The sequence below is a fragment of the Azospirillum sp. UENF 312511 genome (assembly GCF_058780635.1).
Genome location: NZ_JBSNCG010000005.1, coordinates 1085001 through 1100317 on the forward strand (window position 1 = coordinate 1085001; position 15317 = coordinate 1100317).

Genomic DNA, 15317 nt, shown 5'->3' on the forward strand with positions numbered 1-15317 from the left:
GGGATGGCGTCGGCGCCGTAGGTCTTGAAGATGCGCACGGCGCGCGACGTGCCGACGCCGTGGCTCTGCAGGAAGACCATGATCTCCCGCACGATCTTCTGCTCGGCCCAGGCGCGGGTGATCTTCGCGATGCGCTTGGGGCCGATGCCGGGCACCTCGATCAGGCGCTGCGGCTGGGTCTCGATGACGTCGAACACCGCCTCGCCGAAGGTGCGGGCCAGCTTGCGGCCATAGACCGGGCCGATGCCCTTGATGAGACCGGAGCCGAGGTACTTCTCGATGCCCTCCAGAGTGGTCGGCGGGGCGGCGCGCAGGAAGGCGGCGCGGAACTGCGGGCCGTGCTCGCGGTGCTGCTCCCAGCGGCCCGACGCCTGGATGTATTCGCCGGGGGAGACGGAGGCGGCGTGCCCGACCAGGGTGACGAGGTCCTTGTGGCCGCGCACCTTGACCCGCAGCACGCAGTAGCCGTTCTCGGGGTTGTGGTAGGTGACGCGCTCCACCAGCCCGGACAGCGGTTCGCGCTCCTCGGCGGCAGGGTGGGGCGGGGTGGTGTGTGAAGGCCTCGGCATGGTCCTCAAGGATGGGGCAGCGGCGGTGCGCTGTCATCCGTTCCCGCCGGCGGCCGGGGAAAGAGAGAGGGCCGAGGCGGTGTTTGCGACGGGTTGAAGGGCGGGAAGAGAGGCTTCCGGCCGGCCTGTCGCGGAGACCAGAAGATATGTCCGCTTCCAACCACGACGACATCGGCGGGGTGCCCGCCGCATCACCGGCCGAAGCCGAACCGGCCTTGTGGCAGGCTCGGGCCGAGGCGCACGGCCGCCTCGCCGCCGAGGCCCGCATCCTCAACAAGGACGCCGTCCTGGCGGCGCTGGCCGTGGCGGGGCTCTCCATCGTCACCGTCACCTTCGACGGCTATGGCGATTCCGGCCAGATCGAGGCCATCCACGCCCAGGCCGGCGAGACCGAGGTGCCGCTGCCCGACGGCACCGCCGAGATCGCCACCCCGCTCTGGGACGGTTCGGCCCTGGAGCGGCGGCCCCTGCCGCTGGGCGAGGCCGTCGAGGCGCTGACCTACGACCTGCTCGCCGCCACCCACGACGGCTGGGAAGACGGCGACGGCGCGTTCGGCACCCTCGTCCTCGACGTTGCCGGGCGGGCGGTCCGCCTGGAATACAACGAGCGCTATACCGCCAACGACTACTACGAGCATGATTTCTAAGGGAGGTCGCCATGGCGCACGCGTATCATCATGCCCTGTCGTCGGCGCGCACCTGGGGAGGGACGGCGGACGAGTACATGGCTCTGCACCAGTGGATCGACGGCTCGAAAGCCATAACCGCTGATTTCCGCCATCGGGCCTTGCGCCATCACGCCGAGGGCATTTTTCTGCTGGAGACGCTGTACGGCGTCACGCTGACGCTGTCCACCGGCCGCGTCGTGCCGGTGCGGCTGATCGGGGAGCAACACGTCCGCGAAGATCTCGGCTTCATCCCCAGCTTCGCCGACTGGGTGCGCTGCATCCGGCCGGAGCCCTGGATGGGCCGGGCCCAGCCCCTGCACCCCGGCGTCGATCCCGGCGACGGCAGCTGACGGCTCGTCCCCTTTCCATCTCGACCGGCCCGGCGTCAGCGCCGGGCCATTTTTTTGTTTGGCCGTCCTGTCGGCCGGGAGGGGGCGGGCGCGAAGAGGGAGAGGACCGAGACGGTGTTCGCGACGGGCTTGAGGGCTGGAGGACAGGCTTCCGGCCAGCCCGTCGCGGAGACCCGCCATGCCCGACACCGTACCAACCGCCCGCGCCGGCGCCGACCGGACCAGTCTCTACGCCGAGATCACCGCCCGCATCATCGCCGAGCTGGAAGCCGGCCGGCTGCCCTGGGTCCAGCCCTGGGGAACCCCGGCCACTTCCGCCCCGCTCGGCCTGCCGCGCAACGCCGCCACCGGCCGCGCCTACACCGGCGTGAACGTGCTGATCTTGTGGGGCGCCGTCGTCGCCCGCGGCTTCTCCGGCCAGGGCTGGCTGACGTTCCGTCAGTCCCTGGCTCTGGGCGGCCACGTCCGCAAGGGCGAGCGCGGCACCACCGTCGTCTACGCCGACCGCTTCATCCCCGACGACGAGCGCCGCCGGGCACGGGACACCGGGGACGAGCCCCAGGCGGTCCCCTTCCTGAAACGCTTCACGGTCTTCAACTGTGACCAGTGCGAGAGCCTGCCCGAGGGCATCGCCGTGGCGCCGCCGCCGATCCCGGAGGGGCTGATCCTGCCGCGGGCCGAGGCGCTGATCCGGGCCAGCGGCATCGAGTTCCGCATCGGCGGCACCCGGGCCTTCTACAGCCCCCAGCACGATTACGTGCAGGTGCCGCCTCCGCAGGCCTTCTTCGAGCCCGTGAACTGGCACCGCACCGCCCTCCATGAGGGTGCCCACGCGACAGGACACTCGTCAAGGTTGAACCGCGATCTGTCCGGGTCCTTCGGCTCCCGCAAGTACGCCTTCGAGGAACTGATTGCCGAAATTTCAGCCGCCTTTCTCTGCGCGGCGCTCGGCATCGTCCCCACCGTGCGCCACGCCGATTACCTTGGGGCGTGGTTGGACGTCCTTCGCGCGGACGATCATGCCATCGTCCGCGCCGCCAGCCAAGCCAGCAAGGCGGCCGACTATCTGCTCGGCTTCCTGCCCGAAACCGTTCCCGCAGCCGGTGACGAGCGGGAGTCCGTGTGATGGGCGCGCTCTCCTCATGGTGCCCGCCGCCTGAACTGGCGGTGGAGGCAATCCGGCTGCGCGTCCTCAGCCTGGGGGCCGGCGTCCAGTCCACCACCCTCGCCCTGATGGCCGCCCACGGCGCCGTCGGCCCGATGCCCGACTGTGCCGTCTTCGCCGACACCGGCTGGGAATCGCAGGCGGTCTACCGCCACCTCGCCTGGCTGATGGCGCCGGGCGTGCTGCCCTTCCCGGTCCACGTCGTCTCGGCCGGCGACCTCCGGGCCGACCTCCTGGCCGGGGCGCGGGGGCAACGCCGGGTGTCCATCCCCGCCTACACCCGCACCGTCATCCCGCCCGGGACCGTGATCCCGCTCGTCGGCGAGGACGGCCAGGGCGGGACCGTCGTCGTCGGCACGCGCGTCCTGCCGGCCGGCCGCGTCACCATCGGCATGATCCGCAGACAGTGCACCGGCGACTTCAAGGTGGTGCCGATCCGCCGCAAGGTGCGCGACCTGGCCGGGATCGCCGGCCGGCGCTCGCCCAAGACCCCGGTGGTGGAGGCGTGGCTGGGGATTTCGCTCGATGAGGCGGCGCGCATGAAGCCGTCGGCCGAGGGCTGGCAGGTCAACCGCTGGCCGCTGGTCGAGCAGCGGATGACCCGGCGCGACTGCCTGCTCTGGCTGGCCCGGCACGGCTATCCGGAGCCGCCCCGCAGCGCCTGCATCGGCTGCCCCTTCCACGCCGACGCCCACTGGCGGCGGCTGCGCGATGGCGACCCCGACGCCTGGGCCGACGCCGTGGCGGTGGACCGGGCCATCCGCACCGGTTTCCGCGGCATCCGCGGCGAGGTCTATCTCCATCGCTCCGCCGTGCCGCTCGACGAGGCGGACTTGGCGACCGATGCCGACCGCGGCCAGCTCGATCTCTGGCCCAACGAATGCGAGGGCCTGTGCGGTGTGTAGGCGCCCGCTGCCGATCCTTCACCGACAGCCGGCCCGGCCTTCTTCCCCGACGCAACCCTTGCCGGAGGATGTGTGATGACCCCTCTGAAACAGCCTGTCGCGCCTCGTTTCGTGGTCGAGGTCGTGTTCTCGAACGCCGGTACGATGTACGGGATCGAGACCTATGTGGTCGAAGCGGCCGGTCGCGCCGAGGCGCGCGGGATCGCCCTGCGGCAATCGGAAGACAGCCCCTACGACGACACCCGCATGCATCCCCGATCGCCGGCGCACGGCGCGGGTGAGGCGGTCCATCACGACAGCGCGGTGACGGATCGGGCGTTCAGGCGGGTGGCCGCCTGGACGCCTCCGGAGAGCGGCGCCACGAGGCGATGGTCCGCACCACCCGCAGGGCCTCGGCGTTGTCGTCGATGCACACGTGGCGCCGCAGTTCCGTCACCGCCGGCCATTCGCCTCGTTCGTCGAAAGCCCGGCGCACCGCCGCGGCCATCGCCTCGTCCACCATGAACACCAAAAACCCTCCCCGGACGGCTCCGCCGAACCTGGCCGGGATGATGCGCGTGGCGGGGCTCTCCGGCAAGCGGCCGTTCGGGCAGGAGAGGGAGCGCCGGCCGCTTGCGGAACTGTGCCGCAGGAAGAGGGAGAGGAGGGCGGACATCGGGATGACGGATGAGGAGGTTGGGAGAGAGGCTCCCGGCCGTCCGTCGCGGAGAAGTTCGATATGGCCACGCCCAAGATCGTCCTCAACACCTCGCGCGACATCCCCTTCAACAAGCTGGTGCTGTCCCAAGCCAACGTCCGCAGGGTCAAGGCCGGCGTCTCCATCGAGGAGCTCGCCGAGGACATCGCCCGGCGCACCCTGCTGCACAGCCTCGCCGTCCGCCCGGTGCTCGACGCCGAGGGCAACGAGACCGGCGTCTTCGAGGTGCCGGTCGGCGGTCGCCGCTTCCGGGCGCTGGAGCTTCTGGTCAAGCAGAAGCGCATGAGCAAGACCCAGCCGGTGCCCTGCGTCGTGCGCACCGCCGGCCTCGCCGAGGAGGACTCGCTGGCCGAGAACGTCCAGCGCGCCCCGCTGCACCCGCTCGACCAGTTCCGCGCCTTCCAGACCCTGCGCGAGGCGGGGCTCGGCGAGGAGGAGATCGCCGCCCGCTTCTTCGTCGCCCCCGGCGTGGTGAAGCAGCGCCTGAAGCTGGCCGCCGTCGCGCCGGCGCTGCTCGACGCCTACGCCGAGGACCGCATGACGCTGGAGCAGCTGATGGCCTTCACCGTCAGCGGCGACCACGCCCGCCAGGAGCAGGTGTGGGAGGCGCTGTCGCGCGCCTACAGCCGCGAGCCCTACCAGATCCGCCGGCTGCTCACCGAAGGCGCGGTGCGGGCGTCGGACAAGCGGGCGCTGTTCGTCGGCGTGGAGGCCTACGAGGCGGCCGGCGGGGCGGTGATGCGCGACCTGTTCCAGCACGACGACGGCGGCTGGCTGCAGGACCCGGCCCTGCTCGACCGGCTGGTGGCGGAGAAGCTGGAGGCCGAGGCCGCCACCGTCCGCACCGAGGGCTGGAAGTGGGTGGAGGTGGCTCTGGCCTTTCCCTACGGTCACAGCCGCGGGCTGCGCCGTCTGGCCGGCGAGCCGGTGCCGCTGAGCGAAGCGGAGCAGGCGACCTACGACGCGCTGCACGCCGAGGAGCTGGATCGGGTGGCGCGGCGTCTGTCCGAGATCGACGTGGAGCTGCGGGGGCTGGAGGAGCGGCCGCTGGTCTACGAGACCGCCGAGGTGGCGCGGGCCGGGGTGTTCGTCAGCGTCGATGTCGAGGGCCAGCTCCAGGTCGACCGCGGTTACGTGCGGCCGGAGGACGAGGCGCCGGTCGAGCCGGTGGTTTCGGCCGGTGGCGAGGAGACGTCCGCCGGCCCGGCCAACGGCGGGGGCGGGGCGGTGGCCGCCCAGCCGGCCGCCATCGCCGGCGGTGCCAGCGTGTCGGCCCCGGTGCCGGTCGCCGGGGCCGCGACCTCGGAGGACGACGAGGGGCTGCGGCCCTTGCCCGAGCGGCTGCTGATCGAGCTGAGCGTGCACCGCACCTTGGCGTTGCGCGACGCGCTGGCCAAGGATCCCGACACCGCCTTTCTGGCTATGTTGCACACGCTGTGCCTGCGTACCTTCACCCAGCGCCCCGGCGCCTCCTGCCTGGAGCTGGAGCTGAAGAGCGCCGGCTTCGGGGTGCAGCCGCCCGACCTCGCCGCCAGCGCCGCGGCCCGGGCGATCGATGCCCGCCAGCGCGCCTGGAGCACCCAGCTGCCGAGCGGACCGGCCGCCCTGTGGGAGACGCTGGTGGGGTTCGACGGCGACAGCCGGGCCGCCCTGTTCGCCCATTGCGTCTCCTTCGGCGTCAACGCCGTGCACGAGCCGTGGAACCGGGCGCCGCAGCGCGCCGCCCATGCCGACCTGCTGGCCGAGGCGGTCAGCCTCGACATGGCGGCAGCCGGCTGGACGGCGACGGTGGACAGCTACCTCGGCCGGGTGCCGAAGGCGCGCATCCTGGAGGCGGTGCGCGAGGCCCGCGGTCCGGAGGCGGCGCAGCTGATCGACCATTTGCGCAAGCCGGACATGGCCAAGGAGGCCGAGCGGCTGCTGGCCGGCAGCGGCTGGCTGCCCGAGCCGCTGCGCCGGCCGCTGGAGCCGGCGGCCGGCGGTGATGCCGGCGCGGCGGGCGATGCGGAGGGGGAGGGCGCCTCCCTGCCGGCCTTCCTGACCGGTGACGGGGAGATCCCGGACGCCGGGGGCGACGCGGACCGCACCGAGGCGGCCGCCGCCTGACGCGCACGCTGCGGAGCGGCTCCGGCCGCTCCGTCTCCGTCCTCGTTTCTGGAGGTTCGTCATGACCGAGCCCGTCGTCACCATGGTCGTGCGTCTGCCGGCCGCCGCTCTCGCCCACGGCGTCCCGGTTCTCGTGATCACCGCCGAGGCCGCCTTCGTCGTGATCCCGGCCAGCCAGGGAGCCGTTCTCCTCGACCCGGACGTCCCGCGGGAGCACGTCCTGCTCCGCCTGGCCGAAGAGGAGGTCCGGGAGGAGATCCGCACCGTGATCGAAACCGACGGCACGCTGACCCGGCTGGCGCCGGAGATGGTCGGCGATGCCGACATCCACGCCGCCTGCCGGGCCGTGGCTTTGAGCACCGACCTCGGCGAGGAACACGGTGCCGTGCGGTTCCGGGCGGCGCTGGCCGCCATCCGCGCGGCGGAACGCCGCCTCGGCTCCTCCGCCTGATCCGTGCTCGCCATCCCATCCTTCGTCGAGCCCGGCCACCGCGCCGGGCTCCTGTCTTTAGGAGCCTCCCCATGTCGATTCCCGATTTCGTGAAGGCGAATTTCGCGACGCTGCTGCGCGCCGCGGTGGCCGGCGACCTGGCGCTGGTGCAGGGCACCGACGCCCACACCGGCGAGACCCGCTTCATTCTGTGCGCTGTCGCGCAACGCAGTGGCGAGGTGGTGCTCACCCCCTTCGGGCATCTGGCCGACGGCAACCCCTATGAGCTCTACGACCCGCCGTTCGATCCCGGCGGCGGGTAGAGGGCGAGGAGGGCGGGGGCCGGGGTGAGCCGGAGCGGATCGAGAGAGCGTCCGCCGGCCGCTGGTCTCCCCGCTCTCCCGGATCCTCCGCCATGACCCTGACCGCCGACCTCCGAACCGATGCCGCCGCCCCCTGTTCTCCGCCCCTGGTGGACACCGCGGCGGCCCTGCTCGCCGCCGCGGAGCGGCCGCTGCCCGGCCTCGAACGCGGCCGGGCCATCGACGCCGGCACGCTGCGCGCCGCGATGGCCGCGGCGTTCGGCGGCTCCGACGCCGAGGGCGCCTGGAGCTGGAAGCTGGCCTACGACGCCGGCGAGGCGGCGCAGGTGCTGTTCCTGCGCCGCTTCGGCCCGGCCATGCTGGCCCGCGCCGCCAGCCCGGCGGCGTTCCTGGCCATGCTGGAGCGGCTGGCGGCGCTGCTGCCCAGCCAGACCCGCCGCTCCGAGGAGAGCAAGGCCCGGCAGCAGTTCTCCACCCCGCTGCCGCTGGCCGGCGTGGTGGCCGCCGCCGCGGCGCTCACCCCGGCCGACCGGGTGCTGGAGCCCTCCGCCGGCACCGGCCTGCTCGCCGTCTTCGCCGAACAGGCGGGGGCGGGTCTCGCCCTCAACGAGTTGGCGGACACCCGCGCCGGCCTGCTGGAGCGCCTGTTCTCCGGTGTCCCGGTGGCCCGCTTCGACGCCGCCAACATCCACGACCATCTCGACCCCACCATCCGGCCGACGGTGGTGCTGATGAACCCGCCCTTCTCGGCGCTGGCGGCGGTGGACGGCCGCGTCGCCGACACCGCTCTCCGGCACGTCACGTCGGCCCTGGCCCGCTTGGCGGAGGGCGGGCGCCTTGTCGCCGTCACCAGTGCCGGGCTGGCGCCCGAGCATCCGGCATGGCGCGATGCCCTCGTGCGCCTGCAGGAGCGGGGCCGCGTCGTCTTCTCCGCCGCCATCGACGGCCGGGTCTACACCCGCCACGGTACCACGGTGGACACCCGGCTGATCGTCATCGACCGCGTGCCCGCCGCCGACCCGGCGGTCTTCCCGGCCTCGCCGGGCACAGCCCCGGACGCCGCCACGCTGCTGGATTGGGTCCGGCGCGACGTGCCGCCGCGCGCTTCTGTTTCCGCCTCGGCAGCGGCTCCGCTGCCGGTGCTGGCCCGCGCCATGATGGCACGGCCCGTGCGCCGGGCGGCGGCTGCGCCGACGGTGTGCACGCCAGCGTCCGGCCCGGCGGTCGCCGAGTTGGAATACGAGCCGCGCGACTGGGCGCCGGAGGTCGGGGCCCGCCTCACCGCCGCGCTCTACGAGCCCTACACGCTCCAGTCCATCATGATCCCCGGCGTCCGGTCGCACCCGACGCCGTTGGTGCAGTCCGCCGCCATGGCCGCGGTCGCCCCGCCCAAGCCCCGCTACCGCCCGCACCTGCCCGCCGTCCTGGTCACAGGCGGCATCCTCTCCGACGCCCAACTGGAGAGCGTCATCCTCGCCGGCGAGGCGCACGCCGGCTACCTTGCCGGCGCCTGGACGGTGGACGAGACCTTCGACGTCGTCTCGGCAGCCTCGGAAGGGGCTGAAGATGCGGTGCGCTTCCGCCGCGGCTGGTTCCTCGGCGACGGCACCGGTGCCGGCAAGGGCCGGCAGGTTGCCGGCATCCTGCTCGACAACTGGCTCAAGGGCCGCCAGCGGGCGCTGTGGATCTCCAAGTCCGACACCCTGATCGAGGACGCCCGGCGCGACTGGTCGGCGCTGGGCCAGGAGCCCCTGCTGGTCACCCCGCTGTCGCGCTTCCGCCCCGGAACGCCGATCACCCTGGAGCGCGGCGTTCTCTTCACCACTTACGCCACCCTGCGCGGCGACGGCGGCGAGGGCGCCGTGCCCCGCGTCCGGCAGATCGTCGACTGGCTCGGCCGGGACTTCGACGGCGTGATCGTCTTCGACGAGTCCCACGCCCTGCGCAACGCCGGCGGCATCGCCGGCTTCGGCCGCGACGGCGGTCCCGTCACCCCCTCGCAGCAGGGCCGCGCCGGCCTGCGCCTCCAGCACGCCCTGCCGGATGCCCGCGTGCTCTACGTCTCCGCCACCGGCGCCACCACCGTGCACAACCTCGCCTACGCCCAGCGCCTCGGCCTGTGGGGCGGGGCGGACTTCCCTTTCGCCACCCGCGCCGAGTTCGTCCAGGCCATTGAGGCCGGCGGGGTGGCGGCCATGGAGGTGCTGGCCCGCGACCTCAAGGCCCTCGGCCTCTACAGCGCCCGCTCGCTCTCCTTCGAGGGGGTCCGCTACGAGATGGTCGAGCACCGGCTGACGCCGGGGCAGGTCGCCATCTACGACGCCTACGCCGCGGCCTTCCAGGTCATCCACACCAACCTGACCGCGGCGCTGGAAGCCGCCAACGTCACCGGGGCCGGCGGCACCCTGAACCGCGCCGCCAAGGCCGCCGCCCGCTCCGCCTTCGAGGGCGCGAAGCAACGATTTTTCAACCATCTGATCTCGGCGATGAAAACGCCGACCGTGCTCAAGTCCATCGAACGTGACCTTGCCGCCGGCCACGCCGTGGTGGTGCAGCTCGTCTCCACCGGCGAAGCATTGATGGAACGCCGCCTGTCCGACATCCCCACCGAGGAGTGGGATGATTTGTCGATCGACGTCACGCAGCGCGAACTCGTCCTCGAGTACCTCGCCCACTCCTTCCCGACCCAGCTGCACGAACCCTTCACCGACGCCGACGGCACCCTGTCCTCCCGGCCGGTGTGGCGGGACGGCCAGCCGGTGCCGTGCCGCGAGGCGGTGGAGCGGCGCGCCCGCATGATCGAGCGGCTGGCGGCGCTGGAGCCGGTGCCGGGGGCGCTCGACCAGATCGTCCAGCGCTTCGGCGCCGCCATGGTCGCCGAGGTCACCGGCCGCTCGCGCCGCATCGTGCGCAAGACCGATCCCGGCGGGGACGACCGGCTGGCGGTGGAGAGCCGCCCCGGCTCGGCCAACCTGGCCGAAACCCAGGCCTTCCTCGACGACGACAAGCGCATCCTGGTCTTCTCCGACGCCGGCGGCACCGGCCGCAGCTACCACGCCGATCTCGGGGCGAAGAACCAACGGCTGCGGGTGCACTACCTGCTGGAGGCCGGCTGGAAGGCCGACGCCGCCATCCAGGGACTGGGCCGCTCCAACCGGACCAACCAGGCGCAGCCGCCGCTGTTCCGCCCGGTCGCCACCGACGTGCGGGCGGAGAAGCGCTTTCTCTCCACCATCGCCCGCCGGCTCGACACGCTGGGCGCCATCACCCGCGGCCAGCGCCAGACCGGCGGGCAGGGCCTGTTCCGCGCCGACGACAACCTCGAATCCATCTACGCCCGCGCCGCCCTGCGCCAGCTCTACGGCCTGCTGCATGCCAGCAAGGTGGAAGGCTGCTCGCTGGGCGACTTCGAGGCGGCGACCGGCTTGGCGCTCTGTGACCGCGACGGGACCTTGCGCGAGGAGCTGCCGCCGATCACCACCTTCCTCAACCGGCTGCTGGCCCTGACCATCGGCTTGCAGAACACGCTGTTCACCGTGTTCGAGCAGCTGCTCGCCGCGAAGATCGAAGGCGCCATCGCCTCGGGCACCTACGACCGCGGCGTCGAGACGTTGGTGGCCGACAGCTTCACGGTGACGAACCGGCGCACCCTCTACACCCACCCGGCGACCGGAGCGGAGACCCGGCTGTTCACCCTGGCACGGCGCGACCGCAACCAGCCGATGGGCCTGGAGGAGGCGCTGGAGAAAGGATCCGCGCCGCAGGCACGGCTGCTGGTCAACGCCCGCTCCAGCCGGGCGGCGGTGGCGGTGCCAGCCGCCGGGCTGATGCTGGACGACGGCACGGTGGGGCGCCGGGTGCGGCTGCTGCGGCCGCTGGAGCGCCTGACCGTGACGGTGGCCGAGCTGGCGCAGAGCCACTGGCGCCCGGCTGAACAGGAGGCTTTTACCGCCGCCTGGGAGGCGGAGGTCGCGGCGGTGCCGGAATTCGCCACCAGCACCCTGCATCTGGTGACTGGGCTGCTGCTGCCGGTGTGGCAGCATCTGCCGGACACGAACCCGCGGGTGGTGCGGTTGCAGACCGACGACGGCGAACGGGTCATCGGCCGGGTGGTGGCGCCGGACGCCCTGGCCGAGGTGGAACGCAATTTCGGTGCCGGCGCCGGTGCCGCGCCGGTGCCGTCGGCGGAGCAGGCCTGGGCCTCGGTGTTGGAGGGGCGGGCGGTGCTGCATCTGGCCGACGGACTGCGGCTGCGCCGGGTCACGGTGATGGGCACCCACCGGATCGAGCTGTCCGGCTTCAGCGAAGGGATGGTGGAGCGGCTGAAGGCGCTGGGGCTGATGTCCGAGATCATCGCCTGGACGTTGCGTCTGTTCGTGCCGGTGGGCGAGCGCGGGCCGGCGGTGTTCGCCGCCCTGCTGGCCCGCCACCCGCTGCTCCGTGCTGTCGACCGGACGGGGCCGTGAAGGGGCCGGCGCCATGTCCGTTGCATCGGAGATGGCGCAGCGCCTCGCGCGGGAGGCCGAGGCGGTGTGCCGCCATTACCTGCCGCATGGGCGGCGGGAGGGGCGTTACTGGCGGGTCGGTGACGTCCACGGCACGCCGGGGGAGAGCCTCTACGTCCGGCTGCATGGGGGTGCTATCGGTAGATGGGCCGACGCTGCCACCGGCGAGCACGGCGACCTGCTCGACCTCATCGGGCTTAACCGCGGTCTCGGCCGGCTGGCCGCGGTGCTCGACGAGGCCCGTGTTTTCCTCGGTTCGTCGCGGGCGCCGCCGGAGCCGCGGTGGGAGCCTCCAGCCCCCATCGGATCGCCGGAGGCCGCCCGCCGCCTGTTCGCCCGCTCCCGGCCGCTCGCCGGCACGTTGGCCGAAGCGTATCTGCGCAACCGCGGCATTCCGGATGCCCGGAAAGACGGCTCCCTGCGCTTCCAGCCGCGCTGCTGGTACCGCGACGCCAATGACCGGCTCGCCCAAGGCCCGGCGCTGATCGCCGCGGTCACCGGTCTGGATGGCGGCCTCACCGGCGTGCAGCGCACCTGGCTCGACCCATCCGGTTGCGGCAAGGCGGCGATGCCGTCGCCGCGCCGGGCGCTGGGCCACCTGCTCGGCAACGGCGTCCGCTTCGGCGTGGCCCGCGACGTCCTGGCGGCGGGGGAGGGTGTCGAGACCATGCTGGCGCTGTGCACCGTCCTGCCGGCCCTGCCCATGGTCGCCGCGCTCTCGGCCGGCCACCTCGCCGCTCTGTACCTGCCGCCGTCGCTGCGCCGCCTCTACGTCGCCCGCGACAACGACGCCGCCGGACGCCGGGCGACGGAGCGCTTGGGGCTCCGTGCCGAGGCCCTCGGCATCGAGGCGCTGGTCCTGGCACCGGTGCTGGGCGACCTCAACGACGACCTGCTGGCGTTCGCCGTGCCGGCGCTGCGGGCGCATCTGCGGGCCCAGCTCGCCCCGGAGGATGTGGCGCGCTTCTGGACGGGAGGCGGCTGGCCGTGGGGAGCCTGAGCCTCGGCGCACGGGCGCCGGTCGGAGCGGGCGGATGCCGGTCCGGCCAGCGGGAGGCCGCGGCCACGGCCTTCCAGCGGGCGATCGGGCGGCAGCCGGGCCGGTTCCGCAACGGCGGAGAGCACCTTTCTTCCCCGGCCGGCCAAGCCGGCCTTCCTCGCGAAACAAGAAAGCCGCCCCCCGCCGTCCTCCGCTGGCGCTGCGGCCCAAGAGGGTGCGGACCCGCCCCGCCCGCCGCTGGGAGATCGCCACGAAGGCCGCGGTGGGCGCGGCCGATCCTCCAGCTAAAGGGCAACCGCCATGATCGCCGACACCGACGCCGCCGCGCTCCACCACGCCGCCTCCCCCACCGACCATGCCCTGATCGAACTCCAGCTCTACGGCCACCGGCCCTTCGAGGACGACCCCGATCCTCGCCCGCTGCCCGACGAGACCGCCATCCGCGCCGCCCTGGCCGACGTCTTCGACGCCCTGGTGGTCACGCTGACGGACACCCGCCTGGAACCCGACCTGGCCGACCTGCTGTGGTCCACCGTCAACCTGTTCCACCGCGCCGCCGACCGCGTGCAGCGCGAGCTCGACGACAACGAGGACGCCCAGAAGCGCAGCCAACGTGAGCAGGACGGCTCGGAGATCCGCTCGGTCGAGCTGGAACGGCTGCTGGCCGAAGGACTGACGCTGATCGAGCGCCGCACCGCCATGGAGGCCTTCCGCGACCACGCCGCCGAGCTGTTCGAGGTCCACACCGGCTCCGGCTGGCGACCGCGCGCCGGCTCGCTGGTCAGCCACCGCACCCTGACCGCCGCGCTGATCGACAGCCGGGATTTCCTCGCCGCCAAACGCCGGGCCGAGACCGAGCCGCTGCTGCCGGCCGGCCCGCGCATCGCCTTCACCGGCGGGGTGGAGTGCAACGATCACCATCGTATCTGGGCGGCGCTCGACAAGGTGCGCGCCAAGCACCCCGACATGGTGCTGCTGCATGGCGGCAGCCCGAAGGGGGCCGAGCGCATCGCCGCCTGCTGGGCCGAGCACCGCAAGGTGACACAGGTGCTGTTCCGTCCCGACTGGGCCCGCCATGCCAAGGCGGCCCCGTTCAAGCGCAACGACCGTCTGCTGGAGGCGCTGCCCATCGGCATCGTCGCCTTCCCCGGTTCGGGCATCGCCGCCAACCTTGCCGACAAGGCCCGGCGCCTGGGCATTCCGGTCTGGCGCTTCGGCGACGGCGGCGCTTGAGCACCGCCATTCCGGCGATCCGCAGCGGCGGATCGCCGGCTTTCCGTAAATCCGTTACCCTGGACAGCCGGATCGGCGCCAAGAGCTGCCGTTCAGCCTACTCCAATACCTAGACAGTAGCGCATTCGATGTTCACCAGTTTGCGGTGCCAATGCGAAGCGGCAAAATGGCGCCGCCTGAACCGCAACCGATAGTGGACACAGCGCTTCCAGTTGGTCACAATGCGTACCGCCCATCTCGTCTGGGTATCAGTGCAAGGCCAAGACACTCTGATATTACAATCAGATAAGCGTGGTTAGCGTTGCTTAACTCAGGATCTCTAGGCTCTTTGCACCGAGGCTGGTTGGGATAGGGATGACAGTCGCGCAGATCAATAAGCCGAAAACGTCGGTCCCGGGGCAATACCTCGGCTATGCGCTGCAACCCGTACGTCTCTGCTTTCATCTGCTCGACGCCCCTCTCGACGCCCAAGTCTCTATGGAGCATCTCGACGACGTCGCGGTCCACTATGCCGACGGCACACACTTGCTAGAGCAAACCAAGAGTGCACTATCCGGGAATCCTGCCTCGGACCGCTCAGTTGAGCTCTGGAAGGCGATGGCCAATTGGGCGGACCTTTGCGTCGCCAATACGGTCAGCCCTCAGTCGACTCGCTTTCGCTACTATGTGACCCCTTCAGCTGGCGGCGCTCTTGTCAAGCGGCTGCATAGCGCCCACGACAAGACGGCGGTTGTGGACCTCTTGAAGGAGATTGCCAGCGCGAAGATCAAAGGCAAGCCGGAGTCGACGGCCTATCCGCATATCGCACGCTTCCTTGCGGCCGGCGACGAGATCTTCCAAGCCATCGGCGACGAAGTGGTGGCGGCTAAAGGCAATCTCCAGGTCATCATCCTGGACCACGCTGGCTTGGATGTATGGGGCGAAATCCCAGGTGTCGTTTTGACCGAGGAGTGGCGCGACAATGATGCGCTCGTACCGCTGCACTGGCTGACGCGGCGCAGCTAGGCCGGCCAAGTTGGCTCGCTGAGAGCGTCAGGCAATGACTGTAAAAGACGGCGAAGAATGTTTGGTTTGCACCAACTGCTTCGCCGAAGACTACCTATGCGGCGAGGGCAAGAAGACCGAAGCGACTCTCTCCTGCGAGTTCTGCTCGAGTGCCAGTCCAGCGATCACGGTGGAGGAGTTGGCGGCCTGGGGCGACGGCGCTTTTGAGACCCTTGAGAAGGGCATGGATGCCGACGTGCTGCGCGAGATGATCGGCTTTGCGGCCGAACGGCTGATGGAGTTGGAGGTGCAGGGCCTGATCGGCGCCGTGCACGGAGTGCTCGGGCGAGCGGCTGGTCCAGCACAATAGCTATCCGTACAA

At 71.8% G+C, this 15317-nt stretch carries 13 protein-coding genes and 1 pseudogene (1 of these 14 only partly in view); 12 read left to right on the plus strand and 2 right to left on the minus strand.

Features of this window, described 5'->3' with window-relative positions; genetic code table 11:
* Positions 1 to 569, minus strand: partial view of an SF1B family DNA helicase RecD2 gene (gene recD2 / locus ACWPN7_RS33285; protein WP_443623239.1) — the beginning only. It extends 1165 nt beyond the left edge of the window; only the first 569 of its 1734 coding nucleotides appear in the window; it begins with the start codon at positions 567 to 569; its stop codon lies off the left edge, out of view.
* A 146-nt stretch (positions 570 to 715) separates the two neighbouring features.
* Here recD2 and ACWPN7_RS33290 point away from each other — a divergent pair, with 146 nt between their 5' ends.
* From ACWPN7_RS33290 to ACWPN7_RS33305, 4 genes are all read left to right on the plus strand, one after another.
* On the plus strand, positions 716 to 1216 hold the full coding sequence (locus tag ACWPN7_RS33290) for a DUF6878 family protein (protein WP_247891898.1): 501 nt from the start codon (positions 716 to 718) through the stop codon (positions 1214 to 1216).
* Between the two features lie 11 nt (positions 1217 to 1227).
* A complete protein-coding gene (locus ACWPN7_RS33295; RefSeq protein ID WP_200526768.1) occupies positions 1228 to 1587 on the plus strand; it encodes a DUF6915 family protein in 360 nt (119 codons plus the stop codon).
* A 178-nt stretch (positions 1588 to 1765) separates the two neighbouring features.
* Complete coding sequence (locus tag ACWPN7_RS33300; protein WP_200526769.1) at positions 1766 to 2713, plus strand: ArdC family protein; 948 nt, start codon at positions 1766 to 1768, stop codon at positions 2711 to 2713.
* Positions 2713 to 3657 carry a hypothetical protein gene (locus ACWPN7_RS33305; protein WP_200776479.1) on the plus strand — a complete coding sequence of 315 codons (945 nt, stop codon included), beginning with the start codon at positions 2713 to 2715 and terminating at the stop codon, positions 3655 to 3657. The genes ACWPN7_RS33300 and ACWPN7_RS33305 overlap by 1 nt, the downstream gene beginning before the upstream one ends.
* A gap of 319 nt (positions 3658 to 3976) precedes the next feature.
* Here ACWPN7_RS33305 and ACWPN7_RS33310 read toward each other — a convergent pair whose 3' ends face one another.
* On the minus strand, positions 3977 to 4165 hold the full coding sequence (locus tag ACWPN7_RS33310) for a hypothetical protein (RefSeq protein ID WP_372441632.1): 189 nt from the start codon (positions 4163 to 4165) through the stop codon (positions 3977 to 3979).
* Positions 4166 to 4375: 210 nt separating this feature from the next.
* Here ACWPN7_RS33310 and ACWPN7_RS33315 point away from each other — a divergent pair, with 210 nt between their 5' ends.
* The 8 genes and pseudogenes from ACWPN7_RS33315 to ACWPN7_RS33350 all read left to right on the plus strand — a co-directional run.
* Entirely contained in the window at positions 4376 to 6460 is a 2085-nt protein-coding gene (locus ACWPN7_RS33315; RefSeq protein ID WP_200776480.1) for a ParB/RepB/Spo0J family partition protein, read from the plus strand.
* A 61-nt stretch (positions 6461 to 6521) separates the two neighbouring features.
* Positions 6522 to 6911 carry a hypothetical protein gene (locus ACWPN7_RS33320; RefSeq protein WP_200526772.1) on the plus strand — a complete coding sequence of 130 codons (390 nt, stop codon included), beginning with the start codon at positions 6522 to 6524 and terminating at the stop codon, positions 6909 to 6911.
* Positions 6912 to 6982: 71 nt separating this feature from the next.
* Positions 6983 to 7213: a DUF6117 family protein gene (locus ACWPN7_RS33325; protein WP_200526773.1), complete on the plus strand. Its 231-nt coding sequence runs from the start codon at positions 6983 to 6985 to the stop codon at positions 7211 to 7213.
* 92 nt (positions 7214 to 7305) lie between these two features.
* Positions 7306 to 11679 carry a strawberry notch-like NTP hydrolase domain-containing protein gene (locus ACWPN7_RS33330; RefSeq protein WP_459197891.1) on the plus strand — a complete coding sequence of 1458 codons (4374 nt, stop codon included), beginning with the start codon at positions 7306 to 7308 and terminating at the stop codon, positions 11677 to 11679.
* 13 nt (positions 11680 to 11692) lie between these two features.
* Positions 11693 to 12718 carry a DUF7146 domain-containing protein gene (locus tag ACWPN7_RS33335; RefSeq protein WP_200526775.1) on the plus strand — a complete coding sequence of 342 codons (1026 nt, stop codon included), beginning with the start codon at positions 11693 to 11695 and terminating at the stop codon, positions 12716 to 12718.
* Positions 12719 to 13018: 300 nt separating this feature from the next.
* Complete coding sequence (locus ACWPN7_RS33340) at positions 13019 to 13951, plus strand: DUF2493 domain-containing protein (RefSeq protein WP_200474794.1); 933 nt, start codon at positions 13019 to 13021, stop codon at positions 13949 to 13951.
* Positions 13952 to 14305: 354 nt separating this feature from the next.
* Positions 14306 to 14956, plus strand: coding sequence for a DUF3732 domain-containing protein (locus ACWPN7_RS33345; RefSeq protein WP_200474795.1), 651 nt, complete (start codon positions 14306 to 14308; stop codon positions 14954 to 14956).
* Positions 14957 to 15179: 223 nt separating this feature from the next.
* A pseudogene (locus ACWPN7_RS33350) lies at positions 15180 to 15309 on the plus strand (IS256 family transposase); the annotation flags it as partial.
* Positions 15310 to 15317: the final 8 nt, after the last annotated feature.

What these genes read in the sequence shown, in the direction of transcription:
- ACWPN7_RS33330 (WP_459197891.1), top strand. Translation starts at nt 7,306, where the DNA reads ATGACCCTGACCGCCGACCTCCGAACCGATGCCGCCGCCCCCTGTTCT.
- ACWPN7_RS33335 (WP_200526775.1), top strand. Translation starts at nt 11,693, where the DNA reads ATGTCCGTTGCATCGGAGATGGCGCAGCGCCTCGCGCGGGAGGCCGAG.
- ACWPN7_RS33340 (WP_200474794.1), top strand. Translation starts at nt 13,019, where the DNA reads ATGATCGCCGACACCGACGCCGCCGCGCTCCACCACGCCGCCTCCCCC.
- ACWPN7_RS33295 (WP_200526768.1), top strand. Translation starts at nt 1,228, where the DNA reads ATGGCGCACGCGTATCATCATGCCCTGTCGTCGGCGCGCACCTGGGGA.
- ACWPN7_RS33320 (WP_200526772.1), top strand. Translation starts at nt 6,522, where the DNA reads ATGACCGAGCCCGTCGTCACCATGGTCGTGCGTCTGCCGGCCGCCGCT.
- ACWPN7_RS33345 (WP_200474795.1), top strand. Translation starts at nt 14,306, where the DNA reads ATGACAGTCGCGCAGATCAATAAGCCGAAAACGTCGGTCCCGGGGCAA.
- ACWPN7_RS33300 (WP_200526769.1), top strand. Translation starts at nt 1,766, where the DNA reads ATGCCCGACACCGTACCAACCGCCCGCGCCGGCGCCGACCGGACCAGT.
- ACWPN7_RS33290 (WP_247891898.1), top strand. Translation starts at nt 716, where the DNA reads ATGTCCGCTTCCAACCACGACGACATCGGCGGGGTGCCCGCCGCATCA.
- ACWPN7_RS33305 (WP_200776479.1), top strand. Translation starts at nt 2,713, where the DNA reads ATGGGCGCGCTCTCCTCATGGTGCCCGCCGCCTGAACTGGCGGTGGAG.
- ACWPN7_RS33315 (WP_200776480.1), top strand. Translation starts at nt 4,376, where the DNA reads ATGGCCACGCCCAAGATCGTCCTCAACACCTCGCGCGACATCCCCTTC.
- ACWPN7_RS33325 (WP_200526773.1), top strand. Translation starts at nt 6,983, where the DNA reads ATGTCGATTCCCGATTTCGTGAAGGCGAATTTCGCGACGCTGCTGCGC.